Source organism: Streptomyces sp. NPDC047014 (assembly GCF_040644195.1).
Lineage (GTDB): Bacteria > Actinomycetota > Actinomycetes > Streptomycetales > Streptomycetaceae > Streptomyces.
Map to the genome: position 1 here is coordinate 152,637 of NZ_JBEYVX010000004.1, position 15,765 is coordinate 168,401.

At 73.4% G+C, this 15,765-nt stretch carries 15 protein-coding genes; 6 read left to right on the forward strand and 9 right to left on the reverse strand.

What is annotated here, in order from left to right; translation table 11 throughout:
• Window positions 1-101: 101 nt before the first annotated feature.
• Window positions 102-2,483, forward strand: a complete 2,382-nt coding sequence (locus ABZ873_RS04220) for a ribonucleoside-diphosphate reductase subunit alpha (protein ID WP_360864836.1) — start codon at window positions 102-104, stop codon at window positions 2,481-2,483.
• Window positions 2,483-3,499, forward strand: a complete 1,017-nt coding sequence (locus tag ABZ873_RS04225) for a ribonucleotide-diphosphate reductase subunit beta (protein WP_360864839.1) — start codon at window positions 2,483-2,485, stop codon at window positions 3,497-3,499. Before ABZ873_RS04220 ends, ABZ873_RS04225 begins: the two co-directional genes overlap by 1 nt.
• A gap of 105 nt (window positions 3,500-3,604) precedes the next feature.
• On the opposite strand, the gene ABZ873_RS04230 is transcribed toward ABZ873_RS04225, so the two are convergent.
• Entirely contained in the window at window positions 3,605-3,817 is a 213-nt protein-coding gene (locus ABZ873_RS04230) for a hypothetical protein (RefSeq protein WP_360864841.1), read from the reverse strand.
• 81 nt (window positions 3,818-3,898) lie between these two features.
• Between ABZ873_RS04230 and ABZ873_RS04235 the strand changes: the two genes are divergently transcribed.
• Complete coding sequence (locus tag ABZ873_RS04235; RefSeq protein WP_360864843.1) at window positions 3,899-4,867, forward strand: helix-turn-helix domain-containing protein; 969 nt, start codon at window positions 3,899-3,901, stop codon at window positions 4,865-4,867.
• A 74-nt stretch (window positions 4,868-4,941) separates the two neighbouring features.
• On the opposite strand, the gene def is transcribed toward ABZ873_RS04235, so the two are convergent.
• The 8 genes from def to ABZ873_RS04275 form a co-directional block, all read right to left on the reverse strand.
• On the reverse strand, window positions 4,942-5,577 hold the full coding sequence (def, locus tag ABZ873_RS04240; protein WP_360864846.1) for a peptide deformylase: 636 nt from the start codon (window positions 5,575-5,577) through the stop codon (window positions 4,942-4,944).
• 68 nt (window positions 5,578-5,645) lie between these two features.
• Entirely contained in the window at window positions 5,646-6,638 is a 993-nt protein-coding gene (locus ABZ873_RS04245; protein WP_360864849.1) for a hypothetical protein, read from the reverse strand.
• Between the two features lie 121 nt (window positions 6,639-6,759).
• Window positions 6,760-8,022 (reverse strand): HD domain-containing protein, encoded by a 1,263-nt coding sequence (locus ABZ873_RS04250; RefSeq protein WP_360864851.1) that lies wholly within the window; start codon window positions 8,020-8,022, stop codon window positions 6,760-6,762.
• A complete protein-coding gene (locus ABZ873_RS04255) occupies window positions 8,019-9,548 on the reverse strand; it encodes an HD-GYP domain-containing protein (protein WP_360864854.1) in 1,530 nt (509 codons plus the stop codon). Before ABZ873_RS04255 ends, ABZ873_RS04250 begins: the two co-directional genes overlap by 4 nt.
• Before the next feature lie 200 nt (window positions 9,549-9,748).
• The gene (gene rsrA, locus ABZ873_RS04260; protein ID WP_360864857.1) at window positions 9,749-10,054 is read right to left on the reverse strand and encodes a mycothiol system anti-sigma-R factor; all 306 of its coding nucleotides are present in this window, start codon (window positions 10,052-10,054) and stop codon (window positions 9,749-9,751) included.
• The gene (locus ABZ873_RS04265; RefSeq protein WP_360864860.1) at window positions 10,051-10,695 is read right to left on the reverse strand and encodes a sigma-70 family RNA polymerase sigma factor; all 645 of its coding nucleotides are present in this window, start codon (window positions 10,693-10,695) and stop codon (window positions 10,051-10,053) included. Before ABZ873_RS04265 ends, rsrA begins: the two co-directional genes overlap by 4 nt.
• A 296-nt stretch (window positions 10,696-10,991) precedes the next feature.
• Complete coding sequence (locus ABZ873_RS04270) at window positions 10,992-11,645, reverse strand: alpha/beta family hydrolase (protein WP_360864863.1); 654 nt, start codon at window positions 11,643-11,645, stop codon at window positions 10,992-10,994.
• A gap of 37 nt (window positions 11,646-11,682) precedes the next feature.
• Window positions 11,683-12,501 carry an SOS response-associated peptidase gene (locus ABZ873_RS04275; protein ID WP_360864866.1) on the reverse strand — a complete coding sequence of 273 codons (819 nt, stop codon included), beginning with the start codon at window positions 12,499-12,501 and terminating at the stop codon, window positions 11,683-11,685.
• A 53-nt stretch (window positions 12,502-12,554) separates the two neighbouring features.
• Between ABZ873_RS04275 and ABZ873_RS04280 the strand changes: the two genes are divergently transcribed.
• From ABZ873_RS04280 to rsgA, 3 genes are all read left to right on the forward strand, one after another.
• Entirely contained in the window at window positions 12,555-13,268 is a 714-nt protein-coding gene (locus ABZ873_RS04280) for a M50 family metallopeptidase (protein WP_360864869.1), read from the forward strand.
• Window positions 13,269-13,336: 68 nt separating this feature from the next.
• On the forward strand, window positions 13,337-14,698 hold the full coding sequence (aroA, locus tag ABZ873_RS04285) for a 3-phosphoshikimate 1-carboxyvinyltransferase (protein ID WP_360864872.1): 1,362 nt from the start codon (window positions 13,337-13,339) through the stop codon (window positions 14,696-14,698).
• An 8-nt stretch (window positions 14,699-14,706) separates the two neighbouring features.
• Window positions 14,707-15,717 carry a ribosome small subunit-dependent GTPase A gene (rsgA, locus tag ABZ873_RS04290; RefSeq protein WP_360864876.1) on the forward strand — a complete coding sequence of 337 codons (1,011 nt, stop codon included), beginning with the start codon at window positions 14,707-14,709 and terminating at the stop codon, window positions 15,715-15,717.
• Window positions 15,718-15,765 lie beyond the last annotated feature (48 nt).

The window sequence follows — 15,765 nt, forward strand, 5'->3', positions numbered from 1 at the left end:
GGTGGACGCCATGCGGGGGTACGCGTTCGCGTCGCGCCCGCGTGCGCCCACCCGCGCCCCGCCCCGCCGATGACCGGGCCGAGCGAGGGAGAGCTCCCGCCGTGACCATCGCGCCTTCCGCACCGCGCGCCGAGTCCATTTCTGGCGACAACACCGAGGGCCCGGGGGCCACGCTGCTGCGTACCCTCACCGAACTGACGGCGGACCTCCCCGACACCGACCCCGGCCGGGTCGCCGCCGCCGCCCTGCGCGGCCGCAGCGCCGCCGCCGACGAGGCCGAACTGCGCGGGCTCGCCACCGAGGCCGCCGCCGGGCTGATCTCCGAGGACCCCGCCTACTCCAAGCTCGCCGCCCGCCTGCTGACGCTGGCCGTCCGCGACGAGGCCGCGAGCCAGGGCTCGACCTCCTTCTCCGCCTCCGTCGCCGTCGGCCACCGCGAGGGCCTGATCGCCGACCGCACCGCCGAGTTCGTCGCCGCCCACGCGGCCCGCCTCGACGCGCTGGTCGAGCACACCCTCGCCGAGGGCGCCGACGACCGCTTCGGCTTCTTCGGCCTGCGCACCCTGCACAGCCGCTACCTGCTGCGCCACCCGATCACCCGCCAGGTCATCGAGACCCCGCAGCACTTCATGCTGCGCGTGGCCTGCGGTCTGGCCGCGGACGAGAGCGTGCAGGCCGTCGAGGAAGTGGCCTCGCTCTACCGGCTGATGAGCCGCCTGGACTACCTGCCCTCCTCCCCCACCCTCTTCAACTCCGGCACCCGGCACCCGCAGATGTCCTCCTGCTACCTGCTGGACTCCCCGCTGGACGAGCTCGACTCGATCTACGACCGCTACCACCAGGTCGCCCGCCTCTCGAAGCACGCCGGCGGCATCGGCCTGTCGTACTCCCGCATCCGCGCCCGCGGTTCGCTGATCCGCGGCACCAACGGCCACTCCAACGGCATCGTGCCGTTCCTCAAGACCCTCGACGCCTCCGTCGCCGCCGTGAACCAGGGCGGCCGCCGCAAGGGCGCCGCCGCCGTCTACCTGGAGACCTGGCACGCGGACATCGAGGAGTTCCTGGAGCTCCGCGACAACACCGGTGAGGACCAGCGCCGTACGCACAACCTGAACCTCGCCCACTGGGTGCCGGACGAGTTCATGCGCCGCGTGAACGCCGACGCCGACTGGTCGCTGTTCTCCCCGGCGGACGTGCCCGGGCTGGTCGACCTGTGGGGCGACGACTTCGACGCCGCCTACCGCAAGGCCGAGGCGGACGGCCTGGCCCGCAAGACCATGCCCGCCCGCGAGCTGTACGGCCGGATGATGCGCACCCTCGCGCAGACCGGCCAGGGCTGGATGACCTTCAAGGACGCCTCCAACCGCACGGCGAACCAGACCGCCGAGCCGGGCACCGTCGTCCACTCCTCCAACCTCTGCACCGAGATCATCGAGGTCACCAACGACGGCGAGACGGCCGTCTGCAACCTCGGTTCGGTCAACCTGGGCGCCTTCGTCCTCACCGAGACCGGTGAGATCGACTGGGAGCGGCTGGACGAGACCGTCCGCACCGCCGTCACCTTCCTCGACCGCGTGGTGGACATCAACTTCTACCCGACCGAGCAGGCGGGCCGCTCCAACGCCCGCTGGCGTCCGGTCGGCCTGGGCGCCATGGGCCTCCAGGACGTGTTCTTCAAGCTCAAGCTGCCCTTCGACTCCCCCGAGGCGAAGGCCCTGTCCACCAAGCTCTCCGAGCGCATCATGCTCGCCGCGTACGAGGCGTCCTGCGACCTCGCCGAGCGCAGCGGCCCGCTCCCCGCCTGGGAGCAGACCCGCACCGCCCGCGGCGTGCTGCACCCGGACCACTACGACGTGGAGCTGAACTGGCCGGAGCGCTGGGCCGCGCTGCGCGCCCGCGTCGCCGCGACCGGTATGCGCAACTCCCTGCTGCTCGCGATCGCCCCGACCGCCACGATCGCCTCGATCGCCGGCGTGTACGAGTGCATCGAGCCGCAGGTCTCCAACCTCTTCAAGCGCGAGACCCTGTCGGGCGAGTTCCTCCAGGTGAACGGCTACCTGGTCGAGGAGCTCAAGCAGCTCGGCGTGTGGGACGCCCAGACCCGCGAGGCGCTGCGCGACGCCTCCGGCTCCGTCCAGGGCTTCGGCTGGATCCCGGCCGAGGTGCGCGAGCTGTACCGCACGGCGTGGGAGATCCCGCAGCGCGGTCTGATCGACATGGCGGCGGCCCGTACGCCGTTCCTGGACCAGTCGCAGTCGCTGAACCTGTTCCTGGAGACGCCCACCATCGGCAAGCTCAGCTCGATGTACGCGTACGCCTGGAAGCAGGGGCTGAAGACCACCTACTACCTGCGCTCGCGCCCGGCGACGAAGATCGCCCGCGCCGCCCAGGCCGCCGCCCCCGTCGCACTGCCCCAGGCCGTCGACGCGGACGCGCTCGCCTGCTCCCTTGAGAACCCCGAGTCCTGCGAGGCATGCCAGTAATGAGCTCCACCGACCACAAGAACCTCCTGGACCCGGGCTTCGAGCTCACGCTGCGCCCGATGCGCTACCCGGACTTCTACGAGCGCTACCGGGACGCGATCAAGAACACCTGGACCGTCGAGGAGGTCGACCTCCACTCGGACGTCGCGGACCTCGCGAAGCTGACGCCCTCCGAGCAGCACATGATCGGCCGGCTGGTGGCGTTCTTCGCCACGGGCGACTCGATCGTCTCCAACAACCTGGTGCTGACGCTCTACAAGCACATCAACTCCCCGGAGGCGCGCCTGTACCTGTCGCGCCAGCTGTTCGAGGAGGCCGTGCACGTCCAGTTCTATCTGACGCTGCTCGACACCTACCTGCCCGACCCGGACGACCGCGCGGCCGCCTTCGACGCGGTCGAGGAGATCCCCTCCATCCGCGAGAAGGCGCAGTTCTGCTTCAAGTGGATGGACTCGGTCGAGAAGATCGAGCGCCTGGAGACGGCCGCCGACCGCCGCCGCTTCCTGCTGAACCTGATCTGCTTCGCGGCGTGCATCGAGGGCCTGTTCTTCTACGGCGCCTTCGCCTACGTGTACTGGTTCCGCAGCCGCGGCCTGCTGCACGGCCTGGCCACCGGCACCAACTGGGTGTTCCGTGACGAGACCATGCACATGAACTTCGCGTTCGAGGTCGTGGACACCGTCCGCAAGGAGGAGCCGGAGCTCTTCGACGACGCGCTCCAGCAGCAGGTCACCGACATGCTCAAGGAGGCCGTGGAGGCGGAGCTGCAGTTCGGCCGGGACCTGTGCGGTGACGGCCTGCCGGGCATGAACACCGAGTCGATGCGCGAGTACCTGGAGTGCGTCGCGGACCAGCGTCTGGTCCGGCTCGGGTTCCCGGCGGTGTACGGCTCGCAGAACCCGTTCTCGTTCATGGAGCTCCAGGGTGTGCAGGAGCTGACGAACTTCTTCGAGCGGCGCCCGTCGGCCTACCAGGTGGCGGTCGAGGGCACGGTGGACCTGGACGAGGACTTCTAGGACCTTCCGGGGCCTCGCGGGATCGTTCCGGGGAGCCGGGATGCGGATGGATGATCATCCGTGTCCCGGCTTCTCGCGTTCCCGGCCCCTCGTGCGCGAGCGCGGTCAGTGGATGACGGGGCCCAGGTGCCAGCCGCCGCGGCGGCGCGGGGTGGGCGGCAGGCCGCCCGAGCGCTGGCGGGGCAGCCATACGAGGCGGGTGGCGACGGCGCGCATCTGGCGGTCGGAGCGGCGGTCGCGCCGGTTGAGGTACAGCGCGGGCCCGATGAGGAGGGCGGCGAAGGAGAGGACGACGAGGTAGTTCACGAAGGTGGTCATGTCTCTACTGTCCGCCTGATCGCCCATGATCGACAGTGGCAGTACTGCCACAGAAGACAGAATTACTGCCACACTGTGTCCATGCTGAAAAACGTGGCCGTGGCCCTCGTCGACGGAGTCGCCCCCTTCGAGCTGGGGATCTTCTGCGAGGTGTTCGGAATCGATCGCAGTGACATGGGACTTCCGGTCTACGACTTCGCCGTGTGCGCGGCCGAGGAGGGACCGCTGACCGTGGGAGGGGGCGCCTTCGCCATCACCCCCGCGCACGGAATCGAGCGCCTGGAGGAGGCCGACCTGATCTGCCTGCCCGCCGCCGACGACGCCGGCCGGCGCATCTACCCCGAGCCCCTGCTCGCCGCCCTGCGCCGGGCCGTGGACCGCGGCGCGCGGGTGCTCAGCGTGTGCAGCGGGGCCTACGTCGCCGGCGCCGCCGGGCTGCTGGACGGCCGCCGGTGCACCACGCACTGGATGCACTCCGCCGCCCTGGCCCGCCGCTTCCCGCGCGCGGTGGTCGACCCGGACGTGCTGTACGTGGACGAGGGCCCGGTGATCACCGCCGCGGGCACCGCCTCCGGCATCGACGCCTGCCTGCACGTGATCCGCCAGGAGCACGGCGCCGAGACGGCCAACATCATCGCGCGCCGGATGGTCGTCCCGCCGCACCGGGACGGCGGCCAGGCCCAGTTCATCCAGCGGCCGCTGCCCCGCACCGCCTGCGACACCGTGGGCGAGGTGATCGCCTGGATGGGCCGCCACCTGGAGGAGGAGATCACCGTCGAGCAGCTGGCCGAGCGCGCACACATGTCCCCGCGGACCTTCGCCCGCCGCTTCCTCCAGGAGACCGGCACCACCCCGTACAAGTGGGTGCTGCGCCAGCGCGTCCTGCTCGCCCAGGAGCTGCTGGAGACCACCGACGAGACGGTCGACGCGATCGCCGGCCGCTGCGGCTTCGGCAACGCGGCCGCCCTGCGCCACCACTTCCTGCGCACCCTGGGCACCACCCCGAACGCCTTCCGCCGCACCTTCCGCGGCCCCCGGCTGGCCGCCTGACACACCGAAAGGCCCCGCTCCGGATCCGGGGCGGGGCCTTCGGGCGTACGCGGTACGGGGCCGCGCGGGGACGGTCAGGCGTTCGGGACCGTCTCGTAGCGCGGGGTGCCCTCGGACATCTGTCGCAGCGCGTCCTTGCGGTCGCGCTTGGAGAGCCGGTCGATGTACAGGTAGCCGTACAGGTGGTCCGTCTCGTGCTGGAGGCAGCGGGCGAAGTAGCCGGTGCCGCGGACCTTGACCGGGTTGCCCTGGGCGTCCTGCCCGGTGACCTCGGCGTAGTCCGGGCGGGCCAGCGCGGCGTAGGCCGTCGGCACCGACAGGCAGCCCTCGTTGGAGTCGTCCAGCACCCGCGCGGCCGCCGGCAGCTCGACGAGCTTCGGGTTGACCACGACACCGGTGTGGCGGACGCCCTCGTCGTCCGGGCAGTCGTAGACGAAGACCTTGGCGTCCACACCGATCTGGTTCGCGGCCAGGCCCACGCCCTCGGCGGCCTTCTGGCTGGCGAACATGTCGTCGATCAGCCGCGCCAGCTCGTCGCCGAACTCGGTGACGTCCTTGCACTCGCGGTGCAGGACCGGGTTGCCGACCACCGTGATGGGGCGGGCGGTACCGCGCTCCCGGTGGGCGAGCTCGCGCGCCTCACAGTCCTCGGTGTCCACGACGTACCCGTCGTTCACGCTCTCGACGACCTCGTTCTCCTGCTGCGCCATGTCTCCGCCGTACGCCTTCCGTAAATGCTGCCCGTCACCGATGTGCCCGTACAGCCTACGGCCCCGGCTCAGCAGACTTCTTCGAGATCCCGCCACTCGCGGGTGCCCGGACTGTCCGCGACCCAGCCGTCGAGCAGCCCGCGCACCAGCCCGGCCGGGGCCGCGATACCGCATTCGCGCTCCGGCACCCACAGGGAACCGGACCCGGCGGTACGGTGCCCCAGCGGCCCGGGGTGCCCCGGCTCGCTGTGGTCGTGCGGGTCCAGGTGCTCGCCGTCGCCCTCGTCGCTCGGCATCTCGCTCTCCGAGCAGGTCCGGCACAGCAGCCGCACCGACGAGGACCAGTCCTCGGCGGCGAAGCCCGCGTCCGAGGCCAGCTGCTCCAGCGCGTCCCGGTCCGCCTCCGTGGCCGCCTCCAGCAGCACCACCCAGGTCGGCACCGGCGACGGCGCCCACAGCTCGATCTCGTCGAACACCGGGTACGAGGGCCCGGCCGCGGTCACCCGCTCGCCGTGCGGGACCCCGTCGTGCAGCACGACCTCGCCCCAGCGCCGCCCCGAGGAGGGCAGCGGGATCGACAGGACCTCCAGCCGCGCCGGGTCCAGCCTGCGGCCCCACACCACCTCGGCCTCGCCCTCGGGCGAGAGCCGCACGGCGGCGCTGCCGAGCTCCATGCCGACCGGTTCGCCGTTCCCGCCGCCGTGCGGGTCGCCGGGCACCTTGAGCCCGTACGCCTGCCAGGCCCGCCGGGCCAGCGGCCAGTCCTGGAGCGCGGTGGCGGCGATGCCGACGTTCCACCAGTCCGGGGCGCCCGTCTCCCGGTCCAGCAGGGCCACGGCGCGCAGGCCGGCGGCCCGCGCCTGTTCCCAGTCGTGCCGGAACTTGTGCAGGAGCGCCAGATTGAACCAGGACTCGGACAGCCAGGGCTCCAGGTCCGCCGCTCTGGTCAGGAGCGCTCCCGCGTCCTCGTACCGACCGTCGCCGATCAGCGTGAACGCGCGGTCGGTGGCCTGCCGCCACGAGGCGGAGGGCCTGTGCCGTACCTTCCCGAAGATCCTCACGATTCCCGCCTGCCTGGGGGCACCCTCCCGGCGGAAGCCGGGACACTTACGGTGCAGCCTTGCGGACACTCTTACTGGCATCCAACCATGCCCGCTCGGACGGCCGCTCATTACCCATGGGTTACCCCGGTGGGACGGGTACGACTCGGGCCCGTTCCCCCCTGGCCAGAACCCTCGCGAGGCACTCCACGACCTCCGGCTGGTAATCCCGCCCGGTGCCCAGCCGGAGCTGTTCCAGGGCCTCCAGTGAGCCGCCCGGGTGACGGCCGGCGCCGGCGAGCCGGGCCGCCAGGTCCTCGTACGCGTTCACCGCGCGCACGATCCGGGCGGGGACGGGCTGCTCCCGGTACGGATCGGCCTGCCGCTCCACCACCTCCGCGACCTCGGCGGGCACCCCGGTCTGCCGGGCCACCTCCCCGCCCAGCCCGGCGATCCGGCGGGCCTCGGCGGCGGGCAGCCCGGCCGTGGCCCCGTCCGGCACCGGGTCGACCAGGGAGAGCTGGCCGATGTCGTGCATCAGGGCCGCGTACTCCAGCACCGTGAGCTCCCGCTGCGACAGGCCCAGCTCCCGGCCGACCGCGCAGCTGAGGGCGGCGACCCGGCGGGAGTGGCCGGGTGGGGTGTATCCGGCGATCTCGGTGGCGCGGGCCAGGGAGGTGATGGTCTGGCGGTAGGTGGTGCGGATCGCGGTGATCCGGTGGAAGGACAGCTGCGTCAGCAGCAGCGGCACACTGAGCACGGGGACCGCCCACAGCCCCGCGACGGCCACGCCCAGCGCCATCACCACCCCGGTGGCGCCGATCGCGGAGCCGATGCCGAGCCGGGCGCGCAGCTCGTCGCGCAGCAGGTGGCCGTACGGGCGCCCCGTGCGGCCCCCGGCCAGCGCGGCGGCGAGCACGGCGTCGCACAGGGCGGTCAGGCCCAGCAGGAGGACCAGGAAGAGCGCGAGCCCCGGGCCCTGCCCCACGGCCCCGCCCGCCGCGTGCAGCGGCTGGAAGCAGACGGCGGCGAAGGCCACGGTGAGCACCCGCCGCGCCAGGTGGTCGGCGGCGGGCCCCCGGCCGCGCGCCACGTGCGGGACGATCCCGGCCAGCGCGGCGGCGACCACGACGGCGAGGGTCTGGAGCACGCCGTGCCGGGTGGGGAGGCCCGCGTTCTGGCCGAGCAGGGCGTAGGCGAGGGCCCCGGCGGCGCCGAGCGGGGCGGGCTGCGGCCCGGCGAGCCCGCCCGGATCCCGGCGGGCGAGCTCCCCCAGGGCGATCAGGGCGCCGAAGGCGAGGGCGGTGCCGGACTCCGCGAGCCCGTGCCACAGGGTGTGCGCGAGCGCGGCGAGCGCGAGCAGCACGGCGGCGGCGCGCACGCCCCGGGCGACGGCCCCCCTCACCGCGGCCCCCGGGCGCCGGGCTCGTCCGCGGCGGCCCCCTCGCGGCGGGCGGCGGGCCCGGGCAGCGCCCCCGGGGGCCCGGGGCTGCGCGGCGGCGGGGCGGCGGGCCCCGGCGCGGCCCCGCCCGCGCCTGCCGCCGGGGCGGCGGGGGCCGGGGCCGCAGGGGCCGCAGGAGCCGGGGGCGCGGCGGCCGGGTCGGCGATCACCTGGAGGTCCTCGTCGGAGGTGACCACCGGATGCCAGCCGTGCCGCCCGATGGCCTCGGTGAGGGCCCGCACCATGGCCGGGTCGAAATGGGAGCCCGCGCAGCGCTCCAGCTCGCCCAGCGCGGCCGGCACCGGGCGGGCCCGGCTGTAGGAGCGGGTCGAGGTCATCGCGTCGAAGGCGTCGGCCACCGCCACCACCCGGGCCAGCACCGGGATCTGCTCCCCGCTCAGCCCGTAGGGGTAGCCCGAGCCGTCGACCCGTTCGTGGTGGTGCAGGATCGCGGACCGGGCCTCCCCGAGGAAGCCGATGCCGCGCACCATCTCGTGCCCGTACTCGGGGTGCAGTTCGATGGTGCGGCGCTCCTGCGGGGTGAGCGGGCCGTTCTTGCGCAGCAGCCGGGTGGGGACGCCCAGTTTGCCGACGTCGTGCAGGATCCCGGCGATGCGGACCACTTCCAGCCGGTCCTCCGCCATGCCCAGTTCGCGGGCGATCATGGTGGACGCCTGGCCGACGCGCTCGCTGTGCCCGCGCGTGTAGCGGTCCTTGATGTCGACGGCCTGGACGAGGGCGCGGATGGTGGCCCGGTGGGCGGCGCGCTCGCGGTGGTACTGGGCGAAGACCCAGCAGGAGACGTACATCGGCAGCAGGACGAGCAGCGCGGCCGGGAGTCCGTACGGGCTGCGCCACATGACGGCCATCATCAGCCCGGCCAGCCCGTGGACGCAGTGCGGGGCGAGGGACCGGCCGAGCGGGACCCGCCAGGCGGAGGTGAGGGGCCGGCCCTCCACCGCGGCCAGGACGCCCCCGTCGAGCAGGGTGATCACCAGGCAGAAGGCCCCGGCGGCGGCCATGGCGGGCAGCAGCACGTACGGGAAGTCGGCCAGGTCCGGGCCGCTTCCGGCGCGGGCGGCGGGGCCTCCGCCGAGGGCGGCCGGCCCGTGCAGCAGGCCGAACACCAGGGCGGCGGCCCAGGCGGCCAGCGCCTGCTGCGCGCCGTGCCACACCCGGCGCACCCCGGCGGCCGGCCGCTCGGCGGCGCCCGCGAAGCCGCCGGGCAGCGCGACGAGCGCGGCGGCGGCCGGCGGCAGCAGGAAGACGGCGGCGAGCACCACGGGGAAGAAGGAGCCCAGGCCCTCGGGGACCCGGGTGCCGGGCAGCGGGCAGATCCGGACGAGTTCGCAGCCGAGGTGGAGCACGGCGAGCAGGGCCACGGCCACCCAGGGCGTGGCGGGATCCGTCAGGGCGGGGGCGGTGCAGGCGGCGGCCGCGAGGACGGCGCACAGGACGTGGCCGCGGGCCGCCGGCGGTGGTTCCCGCATGGCGCTCTCCTCCCCTGGGCCGTGCGAAGCCTGACGCCGCGTCGGACCGGCACCGTCTCGGGAGAATAGGTGGGGCCCCCGGCCGGGGTGGGCCACATCGTGGCATTCCGGCATGCGGACGCCCCCGGATTAGCACATTCGGGTGAACGAACGGCTCTTCCGGGGGCGGCGGTCGGGAACGCGGCCGAACAGGTGCGCGATCAGCCGGGGGCGGGGTTGTCGGCGGTGACGTCGTGGTCGGGCACGGCCTGGCCCGAACGGATCAGCTCGATCCGGCCCATCACCTTCGACCGCAGGTCGGCCGGCACGTCGTCCGAGCCGCAGCAGCGCTTGACCAGCTTCTTCACGGCCTGCTCCAGGCCGTACTTCTCCAGACAGGGATTGCACTCGCCGAAGTGGGTCTCGAACTTCGTGCAGTCGCTGTCGGGCATCTCATGGTCGAGGAACTCGTACAGGTGGTCCAGGACCTCAGAGCACTCTGTCTCGTGCGGCTCTCCGCAACTCATGAGCCCGAGCCTTTCCGGTCGTCCGTCTCTCCCGCGCCCGCGGGAACCAGCCCGCGCTCGCGGGCGTAGTCCTCCAGCATTCCGCGGAGCTGGCGGCGGCCACGGTGCAGTCGTGACATGACCGTTCCGATGGGTGTACCCATGATGTCCGCGATCTCCTTGTACGCAAAGCCCTCTACGTCCGCAAGATAGACCGCGATGCGGAACTCCTCCGGGATGGCCTGCAGGGCCTCCTTCACGTCCGAGTCGGGCAGGTGGTCGAGCGCCTGCGACTCGGCGGAGCGCAGACCCGTCGACATGTGCGACTCGGCGCGGGCCAGCTGCCAGTCCTCGATCTCCTCCGCCGCGCTGCGCTGGGGCTCGCGCTGCTTCTTGCGGTAGGAGTTGATGAACGTGTTGGTCAGGATGCGGTAGAGCCACGCCTTGAGGTTGGTGCCCTCGCGGAACTGGTGGAAGGACGCGTACGCCTTCGCGTACGTCTCCTGGACCAGGTCCTCGGCGTCGGCCGGGTTGCGCGTCATGCGCAGCGCGGCCGAGTACATCTGGTCGAGGTAGCCGAGGGCGTCCCGTTCGAAGCGCGCGTTGCGCTCCAGGGTCGTCTCCTCCGCGTGGCCTTCGTCGGTCCCAGCGACAGGACCCACCTCCTCCGACTGCGTGGCGGCTCCGAAAGCGGATCCGCTCGAATCGGAGAATAGTCGACCTTCCCGGCCCCCCGCCGCTCGGAGTGAGCCGCGCCTGGGGGCGGGCAGCACCGTCCAGTCCAGGTCAGCGGCCTGCGAACGGTTCTGGCTGATGACCTGGGTCATGCGCTCCCTCTCCTCCGACGTTCCCGTACGTACCGACATCCGAGACAACAGAGGGGCCGGGCGGCGCATTCCCGGGCGGGGGAAGGGATTTCGGTGCCGGGCCCTGGGCCGTCGGGGCGGTCGGGCGGCCGTCAGCCGGGCAGCCGCGCGAGCCAGTCCGCCACAGCGTCGGTGATCGTCCGCAGGGCCTCCTCCTGGGTGGTGTCCGCCTTCTTCGGCACCGCGAAGCCGTGATCGCCGTGCGCCACCTCCACCAGCTCGTACGGGTGCTCCGCGGCCGGCTGCGGGAACTCCTCCGGCCGCCCGAAGGGGTCCCGGCCGCCCTGGACCACCAGGGTGGGCAGGCCCGAGCCGGTGAGCTCGGCGGCGCGGGACTTCTCGGGGCGGCCCGGCGGGTGCAGCGGGAAGGCCAGCGCCAGCACCCCGGCGGCGCCGAGGCCGGCGGAGGTCCGGCAGGCCACGCGGGCCCCGGCGCTGCGCCCGCCGGCGACCACCGGCGGTCCGGGCGCCGCGAGCGCGGGCCAGAGCCCGCGCCAGCCCTCGTCGAGCACCTTGGGGGCGGCGGCGACCTTCTTCCCGGCGACCCGCCAGGGCTGTTCGACCAGGGCCACGGTGATCCCGCGGGCGGGCAGGGCGGCGGCCAGGGCCTGGAGGTCGCGGGCCTCGACCCCGCCGCCGGCCCCGTGGCTCACGGCGAGCACCAGCCGGGCCCGGCGGGCGGGGTGCCAGAGGATGCGGGCCTCGCCCGCCGGGGTGTCGACGCTCTCGGTTCGGGTGGTGGTCATGGCCCCCATCCTGCCCGGGGCGCCCGGAGGGGACGGCCTAGAAGAGGGTCTGCTCCTCCGGCGCGGCGAGTTCCGTGAGCAGTTCCGGGCCGTTGTTGCGGACGCTGCTGACGGCGGTGGAGACCGGGTAGGCCCGCATCAGCCCGCCCGGCGGGGGCGCCAGCAGCTCGCGGAGGGAGCCCTCGGTGTCGGTGTCGGCGGGGTCCAGCCAGGCGTCCCAGCGGTCGGGGGTGAGCATCAGCGGCATCCGCGGGTGGATGTCGGAGAGCGAGCGCGGCCCCTCGGCGGGGGCCACCCCCAGGGGGGTGGTCTCGGCCTCGGTGGTGATCACCGAGCAGGTGACCCGCCAGGCGAGCGGGTGCTCGACGGGCAGGGTCCGGTCGCGCCAGAACTCGTATATGCCGGCCATGGCGAAGGGGGCGCCGTCGGTGGGGAGCACGAAGTAGGGCTGCTTGCGGGCCCGCTTCTTCCTGCCCTCCACCTCCAGCTCGCGTTCGTCGTGGGCGGTGACCCACTCGTAGTAGCCGTCGGCGGGGACGAGGCAGCGGCGCTGGGCGAAGGCGCGGCGGAAGGAGGGCTTCTCGTGCAGGGTCTCGGACCGGGCGTTGATCATCCGGGCGGCGCCGTCGGGGTTCTGCGCCCAGGAGGGGACCAGGCCCCATTTCAGGACGCGCAGCTGGCGAACCGGACGCGCGTGCGAGGCGTCCTTGAGGGGGCGGTCGAGGACGACATGGACGTCCTTGGTCGGCGCCACGTTCCAGTCCGGGGCCAACGCCTCCTCGGGCTCCCACCGTTCGATGCCGAAAGCCTCCACCAGCTCCTCGGCCCCACGACTCGCTGCATACCGTCCGCACATGGCTGCCACACTGCCATGTCACCCGTACACCACCGCAAGGAGTCCGCCACCCCATGGACAGCAGCACGACCGCCGGCCTCTGGGACCGGCTCACGGGCATACAGACCCCGCCCGACCGGTGGCTGGTGATCGCCACCGGTCTGGTCGCGCTGGTGGCGGTGGGGCCCCGCCCGCTGTGGCGGCTGTCCCGCAACGCCATCACCATCGCGCACGAGGGCGGGCACGGACTGCTGGCGCTGCTGACCGGCCGGCGCCTGAGCGGGATACGGCTGCACTCCGACACCAGCGGGGTCACCGTCAGCCGGGGCCGGCCCACCGGCCTGGGCATGATCCTCACGGCCGCCGGCGGCTACACGGCGCCCTCGCTGCTCGGCCTCGGCGGGGCGGCCCTGCTGTCCGCGCACCGCATCACCCTGCTGCTGTGGGCGGCCACCGCCCTGCTGCTGGTCATGCTGGTGATGATCCGCAACGCGTACGGGGCGCTGACGGTGGTGCTGACCGGCGGGGCCTTCCTGCTGGTGTCCTGGCTGACCCCCGCCGAGGTGCAGGCGGGCTTCGCGTACCTCGTGGTGTGGTTCCTGCTGCTCGGCGGCGTACGGCCGGTGTTCGAGCTGGGCGCGAAGCGCAGGGGCGGCGGGGCGCCCGACTCGGACGCCGACCAGCTGGGCCGGCTCACCCACCTGCACCCGGTGGTGTGGCTGCTCTTCTTCCACGTCGTCGCCCTGTGCTCGCTGCTCGGCGGCGGCCGCTGGCTGCTCGGCCTCTGACCGTCCACCCCCCGGGACGGGACGGCGATCAAGATCTGGGTACGGAGGAAGCCACTAAAGTGGGGGCCATGACCGAGACCCCCGCGCTCCCTGCCCTCTGGCCCGCTCCGCTCGCCGAGGGGACCGTCCACGCCACCGTCACGGTGCCGGGGTCCAAATCGGTCACCAACCGCGCCCTGGTGCTCGCCGCGCTCGCCTCCGAGCCCGGCTGGGTGCGCCGCCCGCTGCGCTCGCGCGACTCCCAGCTGATGTCCGACGCGCTGCGCTCGATGGGCGTGGGCATCGAGGAGACGGTCTCCTCCAGCTCCGCCGGGGCGGGCGCGAGCGGCGAGGCGTGGCGGGTCATCCCGGCGGCCCTGCACGGCCCGACCACCGTGGACGTCGGCAACGCGGGCACGGTCATGCGCTTCCTGCCGCCCGTCGCCACCCTCGCCGACGGCGACATCCGCTTCGACGGCGACCCGCGGTCCTACGAGCGCCCCCTCGGCCAGGTCATCACCGCCCTGCGCACCCTCGGGGCCCGCATCGACGACGACGGCCGCGGCGCCCTGCCGATGACCGTCCAGGGCGGCGGCGCCCTGGAGGGCGGCACGGTCGAGATCGACGCCAGCAACTCCTCGCAGTTCGTCTCCGCGCTGCTGCTTTCCGCCCCCCGCTTCAACCAGGGCGTCGAGGTCCGGCACGTGGGCACCAGCCTGCCGTCCATGCCGCACATCCGGATGACCGTGGAGATGCTGCGCGCCGCGGGCGCCCAGGTCGACACCCCGGAGGCGGGCGGCGAGAAGGACGTCTGGCGGGTCGCCCCCGGCGCCCTGCTCGGCCGCGACATGGTGGTGGAGCCGGACCTGTCCAACGCCCAGCCCTTCCTGGCCGCCGCGCTGATCACCGGCGGCACGGTCACCGTCCCGGACTGGCCGCACCGCACCACGCAGCCCGGGGACGCGCTGCGCCGGATCTTCACCGAGATGGGCGGCTCCTGCGAACTGACCGACGCGGGCCTGGTCTTCACCGGCACCGGCAAGATCCACGGCATCGACGTGGACCTCAGCGAGGTCGGCGAGCTGACCCCGGGCATCGCCGCGGTGGCCGCGCTGGCCGACTCCGAGTCGGTGCTGCGCGGTGTCGCCCACCTGCGCCTGCACGAGACCGACCGGCTCGCCGCGCTGACCAAGGAGATCAACGCGCTCGGCGGCGACGTCACCGAGACCGAGGACGGCCTGCGCATCCGCCCGCGCCGGATGCACGGCGGGGTGTTCCACACGTACGACGACCACCGCATGGCCACCGCGGGCGCGGTGATCGGGCTGGCCGTGGAGGGCGTACAGATCGAGAACGTGGCGACGACGGCGAAGACCCTGCCGGACTTCCCGAAGATGTGGACGGACATGCTGGCCGGACGGCCGGGCTCCGGAGCGGGTGCGGGAGCGTAGGGCCCGTCATGCGCAGGTACGGCAAGCACACCGACGAGGACGACATCCGCCAGCGCCCGAACCCCAAGGGCAACCGGCCGCGGACCAGCATCCGGCCCAAGCACGAGGACGCCTCCGAGGGCTTCGTCCTCACCGTGGACCGCGGCCGGCTGACCTGCCTGGTCGACGGCCGCACCGTCACCGCCATGAAGTCCAGGGAACTGGGCCGCAAGGCGGCGGTGGTGGGCGACCGGGTGTGGATCGTCGGTGACCTGTCCGGCAAGAAGGACACCCTGGCCCGCATCGTGCGGATCGAGGAGCGCAAGTCCGTCCTGCGGCGCACCGCCGACGACGACGATCCGTACGAGCGGGTGGTCGTCGCCAACGCCGACCAGCTGGCCATCGTCACGGCCCTGGCCGATCCGGAGCCCCGGCCCCGGATGATCGACCGCTGCCTGGTCGCGGCGTACGACGCCGGGCTGGAGCCGCTGCTGGTGCTCACCAAGTCGGACCTGACCTCCGCGGACAAGATCCTGGAGATCTACGCCACGCTGGGCCTGAACTACGTGGTGACCAACCGCGAGGAGCTGGCCGCGGGCGACGCCGCCGAGCGGGTCCGCGAGCGGCTGACCGGGCGGATCACCGCCTTCGTCGGGCACTCCGGTGTCGGCAAGACCACCCTGGTGAACTCGCTGGTCGCCGAGGGCCGCCAGCGCGCCACCGGCCATGTCAACGCGGTCACCGGCCGCGGCCGGCACACCACCACCTCGGCGCTGGCGCTGCCGCTGCCGAGCGGGGACGGCTGGGTCATCGACACCCCGGGCGTGCGCTCCTTCGGCCTGCACCACGTGGACCCGTCCCGGGTGATCCTGGCCTTCCCGGACCTGGTGCCGGGTACGGAGGAATGCCCGCGGGCGTGCAGCCACGACGAGCAGGACTGCGCGCTCGACGCCTGGGTGGAGAGCGGCCACGCGGATCCGGCGCGGCTGTACTCGCTGCGGCGGCTGCTGGAGACCCGGGAACGCCGCGAGGGGGACTGACCCTCCGGCGGCTGTGCCGTGTTTGTCGGGCAACGGCTCCGGACAAAT